This window comes from Marinococcus sp. LNHM5E3-2.1, from assembly GCF_056034365.1.
The window spans coordinates 39,862-58,459 of record NZ_JBQLIB010000014.1; the positions used below are offsets into that span (position 1 = coordinate 39,862).

At 46.5% G+C, this 18,598-nt stretch carries 31 protein-coding genes; 30 read left to right on the top strand and 1 reads right to left on the bottom strand.

The annotated features are described in order from the left end of the window. The 30 genes from rpsC to ACTRXH_RS13830 all read left to right on the top strand — a co-directional run bounded on the left by rpsC (position 1) and on the right by ACTRXH_RS13830 (position 17,310). Complete coding sequence (rpsC, locus tag ACTRXH_RS13685; RefSeq protein WP_462868227.1) at positions 1-660, top strand: 30S ribosomal protein S3; 660 nt, start codon at positions 1-3, stop codon at positions 658-660. 1 nt (position 661) lies between these two features. Then, positions 662-1,096 (top strand): 50S ribosomal protein L16, encoded by a 435-nt coding sequence (gene rplP / locus ACTRXH_RS13690; RefSeq protein ID WP_022794475.1) that lies wholly within the window; start codon positions 662-664, stop codon positions 1,094-1,096. Beyond that, a complete protein-coding gene (rpmC, locus tag ACTRXH_RS13695; RefSeq protein WP_091616711.1) occupies positions 1,086-1,289 on the top strand; it encodes a 50S ribosomal protein L29 in 204 nt (67 codons plus the stop codon). The genes rplP and rpmC overlap by 11 nt, the downstream gene beginning before the upstream one ends. A 23-nt stretch (positions 1,290-1,312) precedes the next feature. Further along, a complete protein-coding gene (gene rpsQ, locus ACTRXH_RS13700) occupies positions 1,313-1,579 on the top strand; it encodes a 30S ribosomal protein S17 (RefSeq protein WP_462868226.1) in 267 nt (88 codons plus the stop codon). Between the two features lie 32 nt (positions 1,580-1,611). Beyond that, the gene (rplN, locus tag ACTRXH_RS13705) at positions 1,612-1,980 is read left to right on the top strand and encodes a 50S ribosomal protein L14 (protein WP_079475114.1); all 369 of its coding nucleotides are present in this window, start codon (positions 1,612-1,614) and stop codon (positions 1,978-1,980) included. 47 nt (positions 1,981-2,027) lie between these two features. Beyond that, positions 2,028-2,351 (top strand): 50S ribosomal protein L24, encoded by a 324-nt coding sequence (gene rplX / locus ACTRXH_RS13710; protein WP_079475115.1) that lies wholly within the window; start codon positions 2,028-2,030, stop codon positions 2,349-2,351. Positions 2,352-2,382: 31 nt separating this feature from the next. Beyond that, the gene (gene rplE, locus ACTRXH_RS13715; RefSeq protein WP_022794480.1) at positions 2,383-2,922 is read left to right on the top strand and encodes a 50S ribosomal protein L5; all 540 of its coding nucleotides are present in this window, start codon (positions 2,383-2,385) and stop codon (positions 2,920-2,922) included. Positions 2,923-2,986: 64 nt separating this feature from the next. After that, positions 2,987-3,385 (top strand): 30S ribosomal protein S8, encoded by a 399-nt coding sequence (gene rpsH / locus ACTRXH_RS13720; protein ID WP_079475117.1) that lies wholly within the window; start codon positions 2,987-2,989, stop codon positions 3,383-3,385. Positions 3,386-3,417: 32 nt separating this feature from the next. Beyond that, entirely contained in the window at positions 3,418-3,954 is a 537-nt protein-coding gene (gene rplF, locus ACTRXH_RS13725; protein ID WP_474263643.1) for a 50S ribosomal protein L6, read from the top strand. Positions 3,955-3,999: 45 nt separating this feature from the next. After that, complete coding sequence (gene rplR, locus ACTRXH_RS13730; RefSeq protein ID WP_298788702.1) at positions 4,000-4,359, top strand: 50S ribosomal protein L18; 360 nt, start codon at positions 4,000-4,002, stop codon at positions 4,357-4,359. Positions 4,360-4,379: 20 nt separating this feature from the next. Further along, positions 4,380-4,880, top strand: a complete 501-nt coding sequence (rpsE, locus tag ACTRXH_RS13735) for a 30S ribosomal protein S5 (RefSeq protein ID WP_022794484.1) — start codon at positions 4,380-4,382, stop codon at positions 4,878-4,880. 13 nt (positions 4,881-4,893) lie between these two features. Beyond that, complete coding sequence (rpmD, locus tag ACTRXH_RS13740; protein WP_022794485.1) at positions 4,894-5,079, top strand: 50S ribosomal protein L30; 186 nt, start codon at positions 4,894-4,896, stop codon at positions 5,077-5,079. Between the two features lie 35 nt (positions 5,080-5,114). Next, the gene (gene rplO, locus ACTRXH_RS13745; RefSeq protein WP_298788697.1) at positions 5,115-5,555 is read left to right on the top strand and encodes a 50S ribosomal protein L15; all 441 of its coding nucleotides are present in this window, start codon (positions 5,115-5,117) and stop codon (positions 5,553-5,555) included. Continuing rightward, on the top strand, positions 5,555-6,847 hold the full coding sequence (secY, locus tag ACTRXH_RS13750) for a preprotein translocase subunit SecY (protein ID WP_322527237.1): 1,293 nt from the start codon (positions 5,555-5,557) through the stop codon (positions 6,845-6,847). The genes rplO and secY overlap by 1 nt, the downstream gene beginning before the upstream one ends. 70 nt (positions 6,848-6,917) lie before the next feature. Then, the gene (locus ACTRXH_RS13755; RefSeq protein WP_022794488.1) at positions 6,918-7,571 is read left to right on the top strand and encodes an adenylate kinase; all 654 of its coding nucleotides are present in this window, start codon (positions 6,918-6,920) and stop codon (positions 7,569-7,571) included. Between the two features lie 251 nt (positions 7,572-7,822). Continuing rightward, the gene (locus tag ACTRXH_RS13760; protein WP_022794489.1) at positions 7,823-8,131 is read left to right on the top strand and encodes a KOW domain-containing RNA-binding protein; all 309 of its coding nucleotides are present in this window, start codon (positions 7,823-7,825) and stop codon (positions 8,129-8,131) included. Positions 8,132-8,134: 3 nt separating this feature from the next. Continuing rightward, complete coding sequence (gene infA, locus ACTRXH_RS13765; protein ID WP_022794490.1) at positions 8,135-8,353, top strand: translation initiation factor IF-1; 219 nt, start codon at positions 8,135-8,137, stop codon at positions 8,351-8,353. 70 nt (positions 8,354-8,423) lie between these two features. Further along, positions 8,424-8,537, top strand: coding sequence for a 50S ribosomal protein L36 (rpmJ, locus tag ACTRXH_RS13770; protein WP_084687350.1), 114 nt, complete (start codon positions 8,424-8,426; stop codon positions 8,535-8,537). 18 nt (positions 8,538-8,555) lie between these two features. Further along, a complete protein-coding gene (gene rpsM / locus ACTRXH_RS13775) occupies positions 8,556-8,924 on the top strand; it encodes a 30S ribosomal protein S13 (protein WP_022794491.1) in 369 nt (122 codons plus the stop codon). A 26-nt stretch (positions 8,925-8,950) separates the two neighbouring features. Continuing rightward, positions 8,951-9,346 carry a 30S ribosomal protein S11 gene (rpsK, locus tag ACTRXH_RS13780; RefSeq protein ID WP_022794492.1) on the top strand — a complete coding sequence of 132 codons (396 nt, stop codon included), beginning with the start codon at positions 8,951-8,953 and terminating at the stop codon, positions 9,344-9,346. 131 nt (positions 9,347-9,477) lie between these two features. Continuing rightward, positions 9,478-10,422 (top strand): DNA-directed RNA polymerase subunit alpha, encoded by a 945-nt coding sequence (locus ACTRXH_RS13785; RefSeq protein ID WP_022794494.1) that lies wholly within the window; start codon positions 9,478-9,480, stop codon positions 10,420-10,422. Positions 10,423-10,458: 36 nt separating this feature from the next. After that, on the top strand, positions 10,459-10,818 hold the full coding sequence (gene rplQ / locus ACTRXH_RS13790; protein WP_022794495.1) for a 50S ribosomal protein L17: 360 nt from the start codon (positions 10,459-10,461) through the stop codon (positions 10,816-10,818). 137 nt (positions 10,819-10,955) lie between these two features. Next, a complete protein-coding gene (locus tag ACTRXH_RS13795) occupies positions 10,956-11,759 on the top strand; it encodes an energy-coupling factor transporter ATPase (protein WP_474282605.1) in 804 nt (267 codons plus the stop codon). Between the two features lie 4 nt (positions 11,760-11,763). After that, positions 11,764-12,639, top strand: a complete 876-nt coding sequence (locus ACTRXH_RS13800) for an energy-coupling factor transporter ATPase (RefSeq protein WP_474282607.1) — start codon at positions 11,764-11,766, stop codon at positions 12,637-12,639. Next, positions 12,632-13,429 carry an energy-coupling factor transporter transmembrane component T family protein gene (locus ACTRXH_RS13805; RefSeq protein ID WP_474263651.1) on the top strand — a complete coding sequence of 266 codons (798 nt, stop codon included), beginning with the start codon at positions 12,632-12,634 and terminating at the stop codon, positions 13,427-13,429. The genes ACTRXH_RS13800 and ACTRXH_RS13805 overlap by 8 nt, the downstream gene beginning before the upstream one ends. Before the next feature lie 19 nt (positions 13,430-13,448). Next, positions 13,449-14,186, top strand: coding sequence for a tRNA pseudouridine(38-40) synthase TruA (gene truA / locus ACTRXH_RS13810; protein WP_474263653.1), 738 nt, complete (start codon positions 13,449-13,451; stop codon positions 14,184-14,186). Positions 14,187-14,256: 70 nt separating this feature from the next. Next, a complete protein-coding gene (locus ACTRXH_RS13815) occupies positions 14,257-14,991 on the top strand; it encodes a hypothetical protein (RefSeq protein ID WP_474282609.1) in 735 nt (244 codons plus the stop codon). Positions 14,992-15,213: 222 nt separating this feature from the next. Continuing rightward, the gene (rplM, locus tag ACTRXH_RS13820) at positions 15,214-15,651 is read left to right on the top strand and encodes a 50S ribosomal protein L13 (protein WP_322527231.1); all 438 of its coding nucleotides are present in this window, start codon (positions 15,214-15,216) and stop codon (positions 15,649-15,651) included. Between the two features lie 20 nt (positions 15,652-15,671). Continuing rightward, positions 15,672-16,064, top strand: coding sequence for a 30S ribosomal protein S9 (gene rpsI, locus ACTRXH_RS13825; RefSeq protein ID WP_091616686.1), 393 nt, complete (start codon positions 15,672-15,674; stop codon positions 16,062-16,064). Between the two features lie 193 nt (positions 16,065-16,257). Next, entirely contained in the window at positions 16,258-17,310 is a 1,053-nt protein-coding gene (locus ACTRXH_RS13830; RefSeq protein WP_462868219.1) for a P-loop NTPase, read from the top strand. A gap of 49 nt (positions 17,311-17,359) precedes the next feature. On the opposite strand, the gene ACTRXH_RS13835 is transcribed toward ACTRXH_RS13830, so the two are convergent. Then, a complete protein-coding gene (locus tag ACTRXH_RS13835) occupies positions 17,360-18,217 on the bottom strand; it encodes an HAD family hydrolase (RefSeq protein ID WP_474282611.1) in 858 nt (285 codons plus the stop codon). Positions 18,218-18,598 lie beyond the last annotated feature (381 nt).

Consider the following 18,598-nt stretch of genomic DNA (forward strand, 5'->3'; position numbering starts at 1 on the left):
GTGGGACAAAAAGTTAATCCTATCGGACTTCGTGTTGGAGTCATCCGTGATTGGGAATCGAAATGGTATTCGGAAAAAGAATACGCGACTTTGCTTCATGAAGACTACAGAGTGCGCCGTCACATCGAAACGAAGCTCGTTGACGCTTCTATTTCTACTGTGGAAATCGAACGTGCGGCAAACCGTGTGAATATTACGATCCATACTGCGAAACCAGGAATGGTTATCGGCCGCGGTGGTTCGGAAGTGGAAGCACTCCGTAAAGACTTGAACAACCTGACTAACAAGCGGGTTCACATTAACATTGCAGAAATAAAGCAGGCAGACATGGATGCCCGTCTCGTAGCGGCAAACATTGCCCGCCAGCTTGAAAATCGTATTTCTTTCCGTCGTGCAATGAAACAGTCTATTCAGCGTACGATGCGCGCAGGAGCAAAAGGGATCCGGACAGAAGTAAACGGACGCTTAGGCGGCGCAGACATCGCCCGCTCTGAAAGATACAGTGAAGGAACAGTACCTCTCCATACGTTGCGTGCAGATATTGATTATGGCACTGCAGAAGCAGATACAACGTACGGTAAACTGGGTGTAAAAATCTGGATTTATCGCGGAGAAGTCCTTCCAACGAAAGGAACGAACAAAGAGGAAGGAGGCAACTAATATGTTATTGCCAAAACGCGTAAAGTATCGTCGCGAACACCGTGGCAAAATGAGAGGCCGTGCAAAAGGCGGCAAAGAAATCACTTTTGGCGAGTACGGACTGCAGGCAGTGGAAGCTTCCTGGATCACGAACCGCCAGATCGAATCTGCACGTATCGCTATGACTCGTTATATGAAACGTGGCGGTAAAGTCTGGATCAAAATCTTCCCGGACAAGCCATACACAGCGAAGCCCCTCGAAGTCCGCATGGGTTCCGGTAAAGGTTCTCCTGAAGGCTGGGTAGCTGTTGTAAAACCAGGAAAGATCATGTTTGAAATTGCCGGGGTTAACGAAGAAATTGCCCGTGAGGCTTTGAGACTTGCAGCTCACAAGTTACCGATTAAAACGAAATTTGTGAAACGCGAAGAAGTGGGTGGTGAGGCAAATGAGAGCTAATGAATTGAGAGATCTAACCACAGTAGAAATCGAAGACCAAACAAAAAGCCTGAAAGAAGAACTTTTTAACCTTCGTTTTCAATTAGCGACTGGTCAGTTGGAAAATCCCGCCCGCATCCGTACTGTAAGAAAAGATATTGCACGTGCCAAAACCGTGTTGCGTGAACGTGAACTCGGGATGAACAAAGGCTAAAAGGAAAAGGAGGTTAAACCAATATGGCTGAAGAACGTAACAACCGTAAGGTTTATAACGGCCGCGTGACATCCGATAAAATGGATAAAACGATTGCTGTTGTTGTTGAAACTTATAAAAAAGACCCGTTGTACGGCAAACGTGTCAGAGACTCCAAAAAGTTTAAAGCCCACGATGAAGAAAACACTGCAAAAGTTGGCGACATCGTCCAGATCATGGAAACCCGCCCGCTTTCGAAAGACAAGCGTTTTCGTCTCGTGAAAGTAATAGAAGAATCAGTTATTCTTTAAATCGTTTTTAAAGAAAGGAGGTACCGTGACTTATGATCCAACAAGAATCACGCTTAAGAGTAGCGGATAACTCTGGTGCCCGCGAAGTACAGTGCATAAAAGTTTTAGGCGGTTCCGGCCGTAAAACTGCTAATATCGGTGATATGATTACATGCTCTGTCAAACAAGCAACACCAGGGGGCGTTGTCAAAAAAGGCGAAATAGTTCAGGCAGTTATTGTACGTTCCCGCAGCGGCGTTCGCCGTCCAGACGGTTCTTACATTCGCTTTGACGAAAACGCAGCTGTAATCGTACGTACGGACAAAGGACCACGTGGAACACGTATCTTTGGCCCAGTAGCAAGAGAGCTTCGTGATGAGCAGTATATGAAAATTATCTCCCTTGCACCGGAAGTTCTGTAATACAAATATCATGCGAAGTCGTGATGTCCCGTTAAGGAGGTGCGAAAATGGCCCAAAATAAGCTTCATGTTAAACAGGGTGAAAAAGTAAAAGTAATCAGCGGCAAGGATAAAGGCAAAGAAGGCGTTATCCTTAAAGCAATGCCTGCACAGGAACGTGTAATCGTCGAAGGTGTTAACATCGTGAAAAAACATGCGAAGCCTTCCCAGGAAAACCCACAAGGCGGTATCTTAAACCAAGAAGCTGCCATTCACGTATCAAACGTTATGCCGCTTGATCCGAAATCCGGCGAACCAACACGTGTTGGTCACAAGGTAGAGAACGGCAAAAAAGTACGTGTCGCCAAAAAATCAGGTGAAGCCCTGAACTAAGTAAGACAAAGGACGAGAGGAGGTCACACGAATGAACGCTTTAAAAGAAAAGTATCAAACATCAATCGTACCGAGTCTGCACGAGAAATTCGACTACTCTTCCGTAATGGGAGTACCGAAGGTTGATAAAATTGTTATTAACATGGGTGTTGGGGAAGCAGTACAAAACCCTCGCTCATTGGATAAAGCAGTAGAAGAGCTGGAAGCAATCAGCGGGCAGAAGCCTTTGATTACAAAAGCAAAACGTTCTATTGCAGGATTTAAACTTCGTGAAGGTATGCCAATCGGTGCAAAGGTAACTTTGCGCGGAGCACGTATGTATGACTTCCTGGAGAAATTAATCCACGTCACGCTTCCACGTGTCCGTGACTTCCGCGGTGTGTCAAACAAAGCATTTGACGGCCGTGGCAACTACACGCTTGGTGTACGCGAACAATTGATCTTCCCGGAAATTTCCTACGATCAGGTAGAAAAAGTACGCGGAATGGATATCGTTATCGTTACTACTGCTTCTACTGATGAAGAATCTTACGAGCTGCTCGATCAAATGGGCATGCCATTTCAAAAATAAATTATTCACGTAAACGCCGGCAGGCGCCGGCGCACGACCCCGTAACTGGGAGGGAGGTATTCAAATGGTCATGACAGATCCGATTGCTGATATGCTTACTCGTATCCGCAACGCAAACATGGTGAACCACGAGAAAGTAGAATTTCCTGCATCGAACCTTAAAAAAGAAATCGCTGAAATCCTCAAGCTGGAAGGTTTCATTCGCGACGTTGAATATGTCGATGATAAAAAACAGGGAATGATCCGCTTATTCTTAAAAACAGGTACGGAAAACAAGAAAGTTATTTCCGGTATCAAACGTATCAGTAAACCAGGTCTCCGTGTTTATGCAGGATCCAACGAGGTTCCTAAAGTGCTGGGCGGACTTGGTATCGCAGTGATTTCTACATCTAAAGGTGTTATGTCTGATAAAGAAGCAAGAAAACAAAACGTTGGCGGCGAAGTACTCGCATACGTTTGGTAATAAAATCGTTATAAAGAACGGAGGTGTGCAATATGTCTCGTATTGGCCTGAAACCAATCGAAATTCCAGAAGGCGTAACAATCGCTAAAGAAGGAAATACAGTAACAGTTAAAGGACCAAAAGGTGAATTGAGCCGTGATCTTCACCCGGTTATTACTGTGAATATTGGAGAGTCGGAAGTGACTTTTGAACGCCCTTCTGACAATAAAACGTACCGTTCGCTTCATGGTACGACCCGAAGCCTTGTAAACAACATGGTAGAAGGTGTAACAAAAGGGTACGAAAAGAACCTCGAGCTCGTCGGCGTAGGTTATCGTGCGCAAAAGACTGGCGAGAAGTTAGTGTTAAACGTTGGTTACTCCCACCCGGTAGAATTCGTTTCCGAGGAAGGAATCGATATTGAAGTACCTTCTAACACGAAAGTGACCGTCCGCGGTATTGATAAAGAACGCGTCGGGGCAGTAGCTTCCAACATTCGCTCTGTGCGTCTTCCTGAACCTTACAAAGGCAAAGGAATCCGCTACGAAGGTGAAGAAGTTCGCCGTAAAGAAGGTAAAACGGGTAAATAATCGGTTAATTAACATCGCAACAAGCACGAAAGGAGGAACTGTACGATGGCTCAAGCAACAAGTTATGAAAAACGTAAGAAACGCCATATGAGTATCCGCCGCAAAATCAGCGGCACACCAGAACGTCCTCGTCTGAACGTTTTCCGTTCTGCAAAGCATATCTATGCGCAGCTGATTGACGACGAAGCAGGAGTGACTCTGGCAGCAGCATCGACAATGGAGAAAAATTCCGGAATCGAAAATGGCGGCAATAAAGAGGCAGCCCGCAAAATCGGAGAAACTCTCGCCAAGCGTGCTACAGAAAAAGGCTATGACACAGTCGTTTTTGACCGGGGTGGATTTGTTTATCACGGCCGTGTTCAAGAACTCGCTGAAGCAGCCCGCGAGAACGGACTAAAATTCTAAAAAGTAAGGGAGGGACAAGAATGCAAAGTATTGATCCGAATAAATTGGAGCTTGAAGAACGTGTTGTAACCATCAACCGTGTCGCAAAAGTTGTAAAAGGTGGACGTAACTTCCGCTTTGCAGCACTCGTAGTAGTTGGAGACCGTAACGGCCACGTCGGCTTTGGCCAGGGTAAAGCTATTGAAGTACCAGAAGCAATCCGTAAGGCGGTAGAAAACGCTAAAAAGGACCTTGTACAGATTCCGATCGTAGGAACAACTATTCCACACGAAATCACTGGTCACTTCGGCGCAGGCAACGTTCTATTGAAGCCTGCATCTGAAGGTACTGGGGTAATCGCTGGAGGACCGGTACGTGCCATCTTAGAGCTTGGCGGCGTACAGGACATTCTGTCGAAATCTCTCGGTTCCAACAATCCTATTAACATGGTTCGCGCTACTATCAACGGATTAACTTCTTTGAAAACAGCTGAAGAAGTAGCTAAATTGCGTGGTAAGAGCGTCGAAGAATTGTTAGGATAAGGGGGGAAAGCAAATGGCCAAACAATTGGAAATCACCCTTACCCGCAGTATGATCGGGCGCCCGGAAGAACAACGTGTTACAGTCCGTACACTTGGTTTGCATAAAATCAACCGTACGGTAGTAAAAGAAGACAATCCTGCAATCCGCGGTATGGTGAACAAAGTAGCTCACCTGCTGACGGTAAAAGAACTGAACTAATAAATTTCATTCCTAAATGACAGGGAGGTGGCAACATGAAACTCCACGAACTTCAGCCTGCAAAAGGCAAAAACAAACAGCGTAACCGTGTAGGCCGCGGGCCGGCTTCCGGCAACGGCAAAACTTCCGGCCGCGGACAAAAAGGGCAGAACGCCCGTTCCGGCGGTGGTGTACGTCCAGGTTTTGAAGGTGGGCAGAACCCTATCTTCAAGCGTTTGCCAAAACGCGGCTTTACGAATATTAATCGTAAAGAGTACGCTATTGTTAATGTGGAAACGCTCAACAGCTTCGACAACGGTACAACAGTAACTCCAGAAGCGTTGCTTGAAAAAGGCGTAATCAGCAAGTACAAAGATGGCGTGAAAATTTTAGGCGACGGCAAGTTGGAGAAAGAGCTTCAGGTGCACGCGAACAAGTTCTCTGCTTCAGCAGTGCAAGCAATTGAGGCAGCAGGCGGAAAAACCGAGGTGGTCTAATGTTCCGCACGATTATCAACATGTTTCGTGTGAGTGACATTCGAAACAAGGTGTTGTTCACCTTAGCCATGTTGATTATATTTCGGATCGGAAGTTTTATTCCGGTACCTGGAACAAACCGCCAGGTGCTAAATTTCTCTGATGAAGCAAGTGCATTTGGCTTTTTAAACACGTTTGGAGGCGGGGCGCTGTCGCAGTATTCCATATTTGCGATGGGCGTCATGCCATACATTACCGCTTCAATTGTGGTACAATTGCTTCGTATGGATGTTGTGCCTAAATTTTCGGAATGGGCAAAGCAGGGGGAAACAGGAAGACGGAAACTGAATCAGTTCACCCGTTATTTTACTATTGTTCTTGCGTTTGTTCAGGGACTTGGAATGTCAGTTGGGTTTAACAACTATTTTCCAGGGCTTATTCCGGACCCAAATGCTGCAAAGTATATATTTATTGCGTTGATAATGACAGCCGGCACGGCTTTTTTAATGTGGCTTGGTGAGCAAATCACTGCAAAAGGTGTGGGGAACGGTATCTCTATCCTGATCTTTGCCGGTATTGCGGCGGGTATTCCTAATGGAATCAACCAAATTTATGCGACGCAGATCGAGGATGCTGGCGGAGAGTTATATATAGGCATTATCACTATAGCGCTTCTGGCAGTAGCAGTTCTTGCTATTATTGTAGGCGTCATTTTTGTACAGCAGGCGCTGCGCAAAATTCCTATTCAATACGCAAAACGAACTGTTGGACGGAGCCCGGTTGGCGGCCAGTCGACACATCTTCCTTTAAAAGTAAACGCTGCAGGGGTTATCCCGGTAATTTTTGCTTTGGCGTTATTTATTTTTCCGCCAACAGCAGCGAGCTTTATTGGGGAAGAGAATGCGATTGCCAACTGGATTGTAAATAACTTTGATTATACGCAGCCTATAGGAATGGTCGTATATGCAGCTTTAATCATTGCGTTTACGTACTTTTATGCCTTTGTGCAGGTGAATCCCGAACAAATGACGGAGAACCTGAAAAAGCAGGGTGGCTACATTCCCGGCATACGCCCAGGGTTTGCCACTGAAAAGTACATTCGGCGGACGCTCTACAGGCTTACATTCGTCGGAGCCCTGTTTTTAACCGTGGTTGCCATCATTCCAGTCTTTTTCATCACACAGATGGGTCTCCCACAGTCGATTCAAATTGGCGGTACAGGCCTTCTAATCGTTGTAGGGGTTGCTTTGGAAACGATGAAGCAAGTAGAAAGCCAGTTAGTTAAACGGAACTATCGCGGTTTCATTAAATAGAATTGGCCTCGAAGACGAAGCTCGCCTATGCCGCTTCCCTTCGGGTAAAATAGTCGTTGGAGGAGATAGCGTGAATCTGATATTGATGGGGCTGCCGGGTGCTGGAAAAGGCACGCAGGCTGCAACAATTAGTGAAGAATACAATATTCCCCACATTTCTACTGGGGATATGTTCCGCACAGCCATTAAAGAAGAGACCGAGCTTGGTAGACAGGCAAAGTCTTACATGGATGCTGGTGATTTAGTTCCAGACGAAGTCACAAACGGTATTGTTGAAGAACGTTTGCAGAAAGAAGACTGCCGAAACGGATTTTTGCTCGATGGTTTTCCTAGAACTCCGGCGCAGGCTGGTGCACTGGAAAAAATGCTGGCGGATATGGGCAGGCAGCTCGATTACGTACTGAACATCGATGTTCCAAAAGAAAAACTTGAAGAACGTCTTACCGGCCGTCGCGTTTCCCCTTCTTCAGGCAGGACTTATCACGTGATTTACAATCCGCCGAAGCAGGAAGGGATTGACGATGTAGACGGAAGTGAACTCGTTCAGCGCGATGATGATAAACCGGAAACGGTTAAGCGCCGTTTGGAAGTGAACATTGAACAGCAGCAGCCGCTGATTGATTTCTATGAAGAAAAAGGATATCTCCGTAACATCGATGGAGATCAGGATATAGATAAAGTATTTCATGACATTGAAGCACTCTTGAAAGACCTTCGTGCATGATTGTTTGTAAAACGGGTCGGGAACTCGTTATAATACGGGAAGTGCGATGTGGCAGAAGCGTTTCATAAGTAACGCGGAGCCCATCGGATACGACCCGGGAACATGATGCAATACCATCATTTTAGGGGTACACTGAATTTGCCTAGAGCAAACACGTATACACCCTCTCCGATGGTTGGACAACCTGGTCCGTTTATTACGGTTTCAGGTTGCTAAATCCTAACGAAGCCTAAGGAAAAGAGGATGCATGCATGAAAGATTCGGAGTCAAGGCGACCCGATCTGGGACAAATCGTTCGAGTGACCCGGGGGCGCGAAGCTGGTCAGTACGCGGTAGTAATCGATGTGCTGGATGATAAGTTTCTGATGCTGGCGGACGGGGAAAGACGAAAGTTCGATCGGGGAAAGAAGAAAAACACGTCCCACGTAGAATTGCTTTCGTATATTTCGCCGGAGGTACAGTCGAGTTTAATAGAAACCGGCCGAGTGACTAACGCGAAAATCCGGCACGCTCTTTACACCTTTTTTGAACAAGAAGCCTTATTTGAAAAGGAGAATTAATTCATGGCTAAAGATGATGTTATTGAAATGGAAGGTACGGTGGTTGAGCCTCTTCCAAACGCTATGTTTCGTGTCGAGCTTGAAAATGGACACAAAATTTTAGCGCATGTTTCCGGTAAGATCCGTATGCACTTTATCCGGATTCTTCCTGGTGATAAAGTAACTGTAGAAATTTCACCGTACGATCTTTCCCGCGGACGTATTACGTACCGCTACAAATAGACCCGCAAGTTCATTCTTGAGCACTCTTACCAATGCATGGCATGCATGCAGTGAAGGAGGTAAATGGAAAATGAAAGTAAGAGCTTCCGTTAAAAAGATTTGTGACAATTGTAAAGTTATTCGCCGTAAAGGTTCGGTAATGGTAATTTGCTCGAACCCGAAGCATAAACAAAGACAAGGATAATAAAAAGGAGGTGCCCGCATGGCACGTGTTGCAGGAGTAGATATTCCGCGTGATAAGCGTATTGCTATTTCACTCACTTACGTATACGGCATCGGCAAATCGCTTGCAGTTCAGGTTCTGAACGAAGCTGACGTTGACCAAAACACCCGTGTGCGTGATTTAACTGAAGACGAACTCGCCCGTATCCGTACGGCTATTGATAACAACCATACGGTAGAAGGGGATCTTCGCCGTGAAACGTCCCTCGACATCAAACGCTTGATGGAGATCGGAAGCTATCGTGGAATCCGTCATCGTCGTGGACTGCCGCTTCGCGGACAAAACACGAAGAACAATTCCCGTACCCGTAAAGGTCCGCGTCGTACAGTAGCAAACAAACGTAAATAATTTATTCATAAAGGAGGTTACCTATTATGGCAAAAGCAAAGTCGAACGCACCACGTAAACGCCGTCAGCGCAAGAATATAGAGTCGGGTGTGGCTCATATCCGCTCGACGTTTAACAACACGATTGTAAACATTACGGACGTCCAGGGAAACACACTTGCATGGGCAAGCGCTGGAGTGCTTGGTTTCAAAGGTTCCCGTAAATCCACTCCATTCGCAGCTCAAATGACTGCAGAAACAGCAACAAAAGCTGCAATGGAACACGGATTGAAAAGCGTAGAAGTTACAGTGAAAGGTCCAGGAGCTGGACGTGAAGCTGCAATTCGTTCCCTTCAGGCAACCGGTGTAGAAGTTACGGTCATTCGTGATGTTACGCCAGTACCTCATAACGGGTGCCGCCCGCCAAAACGTCCACGTGCATAACTGAAAGCGAACATGACTATTGCAAAGGATTCAGGCTAAAAGGAGTGCTTTTGCATTTCGCTTTCCTGTTTTCCTTACTTTCCGGCACCGGCTGCCGGATGTACGACGTTTGAAGGAGGGTACGCAAACAAATGATCGAAATTGAAAAGCCTAACATTGAAGCGGTCGAAGTGAGCGAAGATGCCAAGTTTGGCAAATTTGTTGTTGAACCATTGGAACGTGGTTATGGTACTACCCTGGGGAATTCCCTGCGTCGTATTCTTTTATCCTCGTTACCGGGAGCAGCGGTTTCTACGGTTCAAATCGATGGGGTTCTTCACGAGTTTTCTACGATTGAAGGCGTACTTGAAGACGTAACAACCATTATTTTGAATTTGAAAAAGCTTGCTTTAAAGGTGTACTCTGATGATGAAAAAGTGCTTGAAGTTGATGTGCAGGGAGAAGGTACGATATCTGCACGGGATATCACGCACGACAGCGACGTGGAAATTCTAAATCCGGATCTTCACATCGCTACGTTATCAAAAAACGCCAACCTGCATATGCGCCTTACCGCTCATCGCGGACGCGGTTATGTCCCGGCTGAAGGAAACAACAGCGACGACCTTCCAATCGGTGTCATTCCCATTGATTCTATTTATACGCCGGTCGAGCGTGTAAATTACCAGGTGGAAAATACTCGTGTCGGACAGATTACCAACTACGATAAGTTAACGTTGGATGTCTGGACAGACGGCAGCATCCGTCCCGAAGAGGCAGTATCCCTTGGTGCAAAAATCATGAATGAGCACTTGAATATCTTTATCGGCCTGACCGATCAGGCACAGAATGCGGAGATTATGGTGGAAAAAGAGGAAGACCAAAAAGAAAAAGTGCTTGAAATGACAATTGAAGAGCTTGATCTTTCGGTCCGTTCTTATAACTGCCTGAAACGCGCAGGCATCAATACTGTGCAGGAGCTGACGCAGAAGTCAGAAGAAGATATGATGAAAGTCCGCAACCTCGGACGCAAATCGCTGGAAGAAGTTCAGGAAAAGCTCGGTGAGCTCGGCCTCGGATTGCGCGAAGAGGACTAATCATAAATATTTGTTTGATCAAAGGAGGGAATTGTAATGCCATACTCAAAGCTTGGACGCGACACATCGGCAAGAAAAGCGCTCTTTCGTGATTTGACTACCGACCTTATTATTAACGGCCGGATCGAAACAACTCACGCAAAAGCGAAGGAAGTACAGCCGATCGCAGAAAAAATTATTACTCTTGGAAAACGTGGAGATTTGCACGCCCGCCGTCAGGCAGCTGCATTCGTTCGCAAGGAAACAGCTAATGAAGAAGGCCAGGATGCTGTTCAGAAGCTGTTCTCTGAAATCGGTCCTCGTTACGAAGACCGTCAAGGCGGATACACGCGCGTACTGAAACTCGGACCGCGCCGTGGAGACGCTGCTGAAATGGCTATTATCGAACTTGTATAAACGGGAAGCCCTCGTTTATACATTTCTTTCATTTGCAAATGAAGGTAACATGTAAAAGAGGCAGGACGATGTCTGTAAAGACTGCGTCTTGCTTTTTTTCTATGCAAAAATCGAACATTAAAGGGAGGGGAGAGGGCATGGCGATTATCGAACTCCAGAATCTTGAATATCAATACGAGGAAAGCGACGAAAAGGTGCTGAAAGGATTAAATAAAAAGATTCATAAAGGGGAATGGCTTTCGATTATAGGAGCCAATGGTTCCGGGAAATCGACACTCTCCCGTCTCTTTAACGGTCTGTCCCAGCCGACCGGAGGGTCCGTTCTTGTGCTGGGTAAAAAGACCACAGATGAGGATTCTCTGCAAATGATTCGGCGGGAAGTGGGGATGGTTTTCCAAAACCCTGAGCATCAGTTTGTGGCTCCGACGGTGCGTGACGATATTGCTTTTGGAATGGAAAACGCCGGAATTCCGCGAGAAGTAATGCTCGAACGCATTGACGAAGTCAGCCGTTGGGTAAACATCGGGCATATTTTACATATGGAGCCGCACCGCCTGTCCGGAGGCCAAAAGCAGCGGGCGGCGATAGCCGGAGTTCTTGCTTTACGTCCTCAGGTGATGGTGTTTGATGAATCGACCTCCATGCTTGACCCGAATGGCAGAAAAGAAATTTTGGAAACAATGAACCGGCTGTGCCGCGAATCGGGCATCACAATCGTATCGATTACTCATTATCTTGAAGAAGCCTTTATGTCCGATCGTATTTGGTTCATGAAAGCAGGACGAATCGAAAAAGATGTAACTACGGCCAGCATCCCGGATCAGCTGGAGTGGATGGAGGCAGAAGGGATGCCCCTTCCGTATAAATATCAGCTTTACAGAGAAGCAAAGAAGCGGAGGATCGATATACGAACGCTCCGTACCATGGTTGAAGGAGAGTAGCAGCATGGATGTGAATTTTCAAAACGTAAGCCATGTGTATATGAAAAAAACGCCGTTTGAAACATTAGCACTTAAAAACATAGATGCCTGCTTCCGCTCTTCTTCAGTGACGGCTGTTATTGGGCGTACCGGCTCCGGGAAATCAACACTTGTGCAGCACATCAATGGACTGCTTAAGCCGTCCGCCGGCGTGGTAACAGTAGGGGATTACCAGCTGGAAGCCAAAACAAAGCGAAAAATGGTCAAAACGGTGCGGAGTCATGTAGGAATGGTGTTTCAGTATCCCGAGCACCAGCTGTTCGAGGAAACCGTCGAAAAAGATTTATTGTTTGGGCCGAAAAATAAGGGAATGGACATAGCGGAGATACAAAAGAAGCTTCCAGAATTGCTGCAGCAGGTGGGGCTTAGTGAAACACTGCTGGAGCGCTCGCCGTTCGAGCTGAGCGGGGGGCAGATGCGGAGGGTAGCAATAGCCGGGGTGCTTGCCACCAACCCGGACATTCTTATTCTGGACGAACCAACTGCTGGTCTCGATCCCCAGGGACAAAAAGAAATTCTGGAGCTATTTATGAACTGGCAGCTTATGTATCAGCCGACAACGATTATGATTACGCATCAAATGGAGGAGGCGGCTGCATTTGCTGAGTACATGTATGTGATGGAGGATGCAGAGATCAAAATGCAGGGAGAACCGGAAGCCATTTATGCCCAGCGGGAAAAGCTGCAGGGAATGGATTTGGATATCCCGGAGCAGGTACGGGTGCTTCAGCAGATTGAACGGGACAGCGGTATCCGCTTCCCCCATTATAAGCTTTCTCCGGCAGAAGCTGCAGATTACTGGGAGCAGGCCGTTCAGAACGGAGAGGTGCCACATGTTTGAAAATGTCATAATCGGCCAGTATCTGCCGGGGCGCTCCTTTCTTCATCATATGGATCCCCGGGCGAAGATTGCCGCCGTATTGTTTTTAATCATTGTAGTTTTTCTCGTGAACAGCTGGAATGGATATGCGCTTTTCGGAGCGGCGGCGATAGCCGTTTATTTTCTTTCCGGAGTGCCATTTCGATATATCCGCAAGGGAATGTTTCCGGTATTTATTTTAGTGATATTAACATTTTTTCTGCACGCTTTTTTTACAAGAGAAGGAGACATCCTCTTTTCGATCGGTATATTTTCGTTTTATGAGGAAGGCATCCGCCAGGGACTGTTTATTTCTCTTCGCTTGCTGCTGCTCGTGTATTTCACGTCGCTTTTAACGCTGACAACGAGCCCGATTGACCTTACAGATGCATTAGAGCAAATGTTTTCCCCGCTCGAGCGCTTTAGGTTTCCCGCCTACGATGTGGCGATGATGATGTCGATTGCGATCCGGTTTATTCCTACGCTCCTGCAGGAAACAGAAAAAATTATTAAAGCCCAGACGGCCCGCGGCGCTGATTTTAACAAAGGCTCCATGCGGGACCGGATGCAGGCATTTGTTTCTCTTCTAGTGCCGTTATTTGTACGTGCCTTCCGCCGGGCGGAGGATTTGGCCTATGCTATGGAGGCCCGCGGCTATAACGGAGGAGAAGGGCGGACAAAGCTCCGTCTGCTCGTGTGGGGCTGGAGAGATACTTTATGCTGCGTTCTGATCGCGGCATTTGGAGTTATTTTATTGTTTTTACGCCAGTAAACGAAAGGAGGAAAGTCCAATGCCTAGAGTGAAAGCAACAGTAGCGTATGATGGTACGTTTTTTGAAGGCTGGCAGGTGCAGCCGGGCCGCCGGACGGTCCAGAGAGAAATCGAGGAGGCGCTCCAGAAAATGCACAAAGGTGTCCATGTGCCAATCCATGCTTCAGGCCGGACGGATTCAGGTGTGCATGCAAAAGGCCAGGTATTCCATTTTGATTCTCCGCTGCAGCTGCCGGAGCACAAATGGGGAAAGGCCCTTGAATCCTTTCTGTCAAAAGATATCCACGTCTGGCACTCCGCGTATGCCAATGAAGATTTCCACGCACGTTTTGACGCAGTGGAGAAAGAGTACCGGTACTGCGTGCTGCTGCGTAAGGAGCGTGACGTGTTTCGCCGGAATCATGCCTTTTATTACCCATATCCAACGGACGTTGAAGCTGTGCAGAAGGCAGTCCGCTACATTGAAGGGGAGCACGACTTTTCCTCCTTTTGCGCTGCCAATACCGACGTGAAGGAAAAAACCCGCACGGTATACAAAGCAGATGCTACGCTAGACGGGGAGGAGCTGTGGTTTACGTTCCGCGGGTCGGGCTTTTTATACAATATGATTCGCATTGCTGTAGGAACGCTTCTCGAAATAGGAAAGGGCAACCGTTCCCCTGAAGAAATGAAATCTATTATTGAAGCGAAGGAGCGGGCTGCTGCCGGTAACACGGCCCCCGGCCACGGTCTGTATCTTTGGAAGGTGAATTACTGACAGATGAAAGTATTTATCCAGGCCGGTTATAAAAAGCAGTAGTGGGTAGAAAATTAAGGGAGCTGAGGTTATGACGTTTGTAAGTTTTCTGTTCGTCCTGGTTTTTGCTGCTGTCCATGCTGCGGTTAAATTTGTCGGACGTATATCCAACGCAGGTCGCCGCAAGCTGATTTCGATTTCCGGTGGAGTAGCGATCGCTTACGTGTTTTCTATCACTCTGCCAAATTTGAGCACTTCTCAAAAGCAGATTGACAGCCAGACCAGTACTGCTTTTTTAGAAACGGTAAATAATGATGCTTACCTGGTGGCTATGGGAGGCCTGCTTTTAACCTATGCCCTTGAAAAGGTTGCTCATTCATTTCATCGGGAAGACAGCGTGAGGGATCGTCTTCGGAGCGGGAACCTCTACTTTTTAATTCCGCTTACATTTTATACATTGTTTAATGTTATCGTAGGCTACCTGCTGCTTCATGGCCAAATGGGCACAGCAAAGGAAACTGTCTTTTATTTCGCTGCCCTTTCGGTCTATCTGTTAACCTCAGATATCAGCATGCGCTCCATCAATCATCGTCTCTTTGATAAATTTGGCCGGTGGCTTTTAGTAGCGGGAGTTTTAGCAGGCTGGCTCTTTGGATTGCTCATTGATTTAAAGGACGAGTGGGTGTCAGTTATCTATGCGTTTATTTCCGGGGGTATTATTTATCAGGTAATGCAGGAAGAAATACCTCAGCACCGGAAGAGCACGTTCCGGTATTTTGCCGCAGGCTGCGCACTGTACACAGTACTCTGGCTGGCCGTGCGTTAACAGTCTTTAAGGCCAGCTGAAAACGTAGCCGGCTACGGAAAAAATTGATTATAAAAAAACAACGTTTCCTGGTGTTTTAACATTGACATTTGGCCCCTATTATTATACGATGTTATTTGGCATTTCACGTCCCACTGCCCCGGGATACGGAATGATGAGCGTAAATATGACAAGTGATCGATGATATAATCGGCAGAGAATTGATTTAGGAGGGAAACAACTATGCGTACGACATACATGGCTAAGCCAGGCGACGTAAAACGCAAATGGTACGTAGTAGACGCACAAGGCCAGACACTCGGACGTCTTGCCAGTGAAGTCGCTGCAATCCTTCGCGGTAAAACAAAGCCACAATATACCCCGCACATTGACGTTGGGGATAACGTGATTATTGTTAATGCAGAAAAAATCCACTTAACCGGGAAAAAACTTTCTCAAAAGTATTATCACCGTCACAGCGGTTATCCGGGTGGACTGAGATCTACACGCGCAGACGACATGCGCCGTGAGAAACCAGAAAAAATGCTCGAAATTGCTATTAAAGGCATGCTTCCGAAAAATACTCTTGGCCGCGAACAAGGCAAGAAGTTATTCGTATACGAAGGCCCAGAGCACAAACACCACGCACAACAACCAGAAGAACTGCAGCTGCGCGGTTAAAATAAAAGGAGGGACTACATTTGGCACAAGTACAATATTACGGTACTGGACGCCGGAAAAACTCATCGGCTAGAGTTTTTCTTGAGCCAGGCGATGGAAAAATCACTGTAAACGACCGTGAACTCGACGAGTATTTCAACCTTGAAACATTGAAGCTTGTTGTAAAGCAGCCACTCGCTGCTACAGGCACGGAAGGTTCTTATGACATTAAAGTAACTGTAAGAGGCGGCGGTTTCACCGGCCAGGCTGGTGCTATTCGTCACGGAGTAGCGCGCGCTCTCTTGAAAGTAGACCCGGATTTCCGTCCTACACTGAAATCTGAAGGCTACCTGACTCGTGACGCACGTATGAAAGAACGTAAAAAATACGGTCTCAAATCAGCACGTCGTGCGCCACAGTTCTCGAAGCGTTAATTCATCTCTTTACCCGGAAACTCCTTCTGCATTCAGCAGAGGGGGTTTTCTTTTTGTATTGTTTGCTTGTATATAGAGAAAAACAGCAGGTTTTAGTTGTAAACGTTTGAAATATGCTTCTTAAAAACGGTATGCTAGATAAGGAATGTTTCCAATAGTTACAGCTATAGTCTAGAGAAGGAAGGTGTGCAATGTGATTACAGAAGAACAGGTGCGCGAAGCACTTCAGTCCATAGAAGATCCTGATCTGGGGAAACCGATTGTTGAAACCGGCGGCATCCGCAGTATCAGTGTCAAAGATGACAGCAAAGTGCGTTTAAAAATAGCATTGGCAAAGACTGGTACTCCCGAACAAATGCAGATGCAGCAGCAGGTAGTGGATACGATCAAAGAGGCCGGGGCCGACTCAGTAGGACTCCGCTTTGAGACTCTTGAACCCGAAGAAGTAGAAAAAGCCGGAGGCCTAAAAGGGGAAGAAGGACCGAAGATTTTATCCGAGGATAACAAAACTCAGTTTATTACCATTGCGAGCGGTAAAGGCGGAGTTGGTAAATCTACGGTTACAGTAAATACAGCTGTGGCGCTGGCCCGTGCCGGAAAAAAAGTAGGTATTATTGACGCAGACATTTACGGCTTCAGCGTACCGGACATGATGGGCATTGAAGAACGGCCGAAAGTACAGGATGAACGGATCTATCCGGTAGAGCGTTTCGGCGTTAAAGTCATTTCGATGGGATTCTTTGTAGAGGATAACGCTCCGGTAGTATGGAGAGGCCCGATGCTCGGAAAAATGCTGAACAACTTCTTTAACGAAGTGGAGTGGGGAGACCTTGATTACCTGCTCTTGGATCTTCCGCCGGGTACAGGGGATGTGGCACTCGATGTTCACACTACCCTGCCGGAAAGTCAGGAAATTATCGTCACTACGCCGCACCCGACGGCAGCATTTGTAGCAGCCCGTGCCGGAGCAATGGCGATAAAAACCAATCACCGTGTATTGGGTATTATTGAAAACATGGCTTATTATGAAAGCCGCAGCGGTGAGAAAGAATATGTCTTTGGTGAGGGCGGGGCAGACCGCCTGTCTGATGAGTTAAAGGTTGGCATTCTTAGCCGCATTCCATTGGGACAGCCGCTTGAAGATGATAGTGTGTTTGCCCCATCTGTTTATCAGCCGGAACATCCAATCGGTGAGCTTTATGATGAATTGGCGTCAACTATTATGAACAAAGTGCCTGTTGAATAGCAGTCAATAAACAGAAGCCGCCCGCAGATATCTGCGGGCGGCTTCTTTTCTATTTATTGTATTGGATGAGATTTTCCATCGGCTGCTGCAGAGATGGAACAGTATAAATATATTTAGAAGGAGAATCAGCTAAAGGGCCTATATGAACGCCTTCAATCCCGAGCAGAACGCCGGGCATTACATCATTCATTAAGTTATCTCCAATGACCATCGTTTCCCGGGGGCTCACTCGGTACTCCTCCAATAATTTTTCGTAATGATCTTTCGTTTCGGCTGGTTTGTTGGCAGAAGTAATTCTAGTGTAGGGAGGAAGCAGATCATGAAGGTTTAATTGCTGTAAAATAGATTCTGCATCTTCATCGTCGCTATTGGTAACTAACACCATCTGCTTGCCGTTAGATTGAAGCCATTGCAGGCCGGACCGAAGCGAAGGAGTCTGGGAAAGCTGGAAGGATTCAGATGACATATATGTTTTTGTTTCCACGTAAGCGGCGTAGGCTTCTTCTTTCGAAACTCCGAAATGTCTGGCAGTAGCATGGGGAGTCCACCATCCGTCCCCGATAGCTATTTTTCTGTCAAAGTCAAAAGAAAGGTTCTTATACTCTTCCGCCCAGACAGAAGGTTTTATTTCTCTCCCGCTCCAATTGACGACTCTTACTGGTTGGGTGGTGACCGGGTCGAGGTAGAGAATTCGGTCGTTTTCTGCATCATATGCTGTACCTATCTGCAGATCACGTTCACCGTTTTGAACAGCTTCGTACTCGGAGAAAAACGCAGGCCGGTCTTTGTCTGCAATAAAAGCAGCCAGCCGTTCAGCATAATAATCAAAGTGTTCAGTATCCTCATATAGAGTGCCATCCAGATCAAAAATCAATAATTCTTTATCATTCCAATGAATATCGGCCAACGTTCAATTCTCTCCTTTCTTCCATTACATACCACTAGAATAGCATAAAATCCGAAGCAGTTAGTAATCAGAATGCAAAGGAAAGGCCTATAAAAGGTCTTATGGAATGAATAGCTAATTATACGTTAATTTATTTCTGCATTTTTTAAAAGAAATTATAAAAAATTGTTGACCGCTTAGAGCCACGGTGATATATTTATACATGCGCTTCCGAGAGAGGCGAAAAAACAGCAACCGGAAATAATAAATTTCTTAAAAAGTTGTTGACTTTCACTTACCTACTTGGTATGATAGTAATTGTCGCTTTGAGCGGCAGATCGTTCTTTGAAAAGGAAAGACAAGCCAGAGCCCCAATCAAAAGCAACACATTTTTAGGGCATT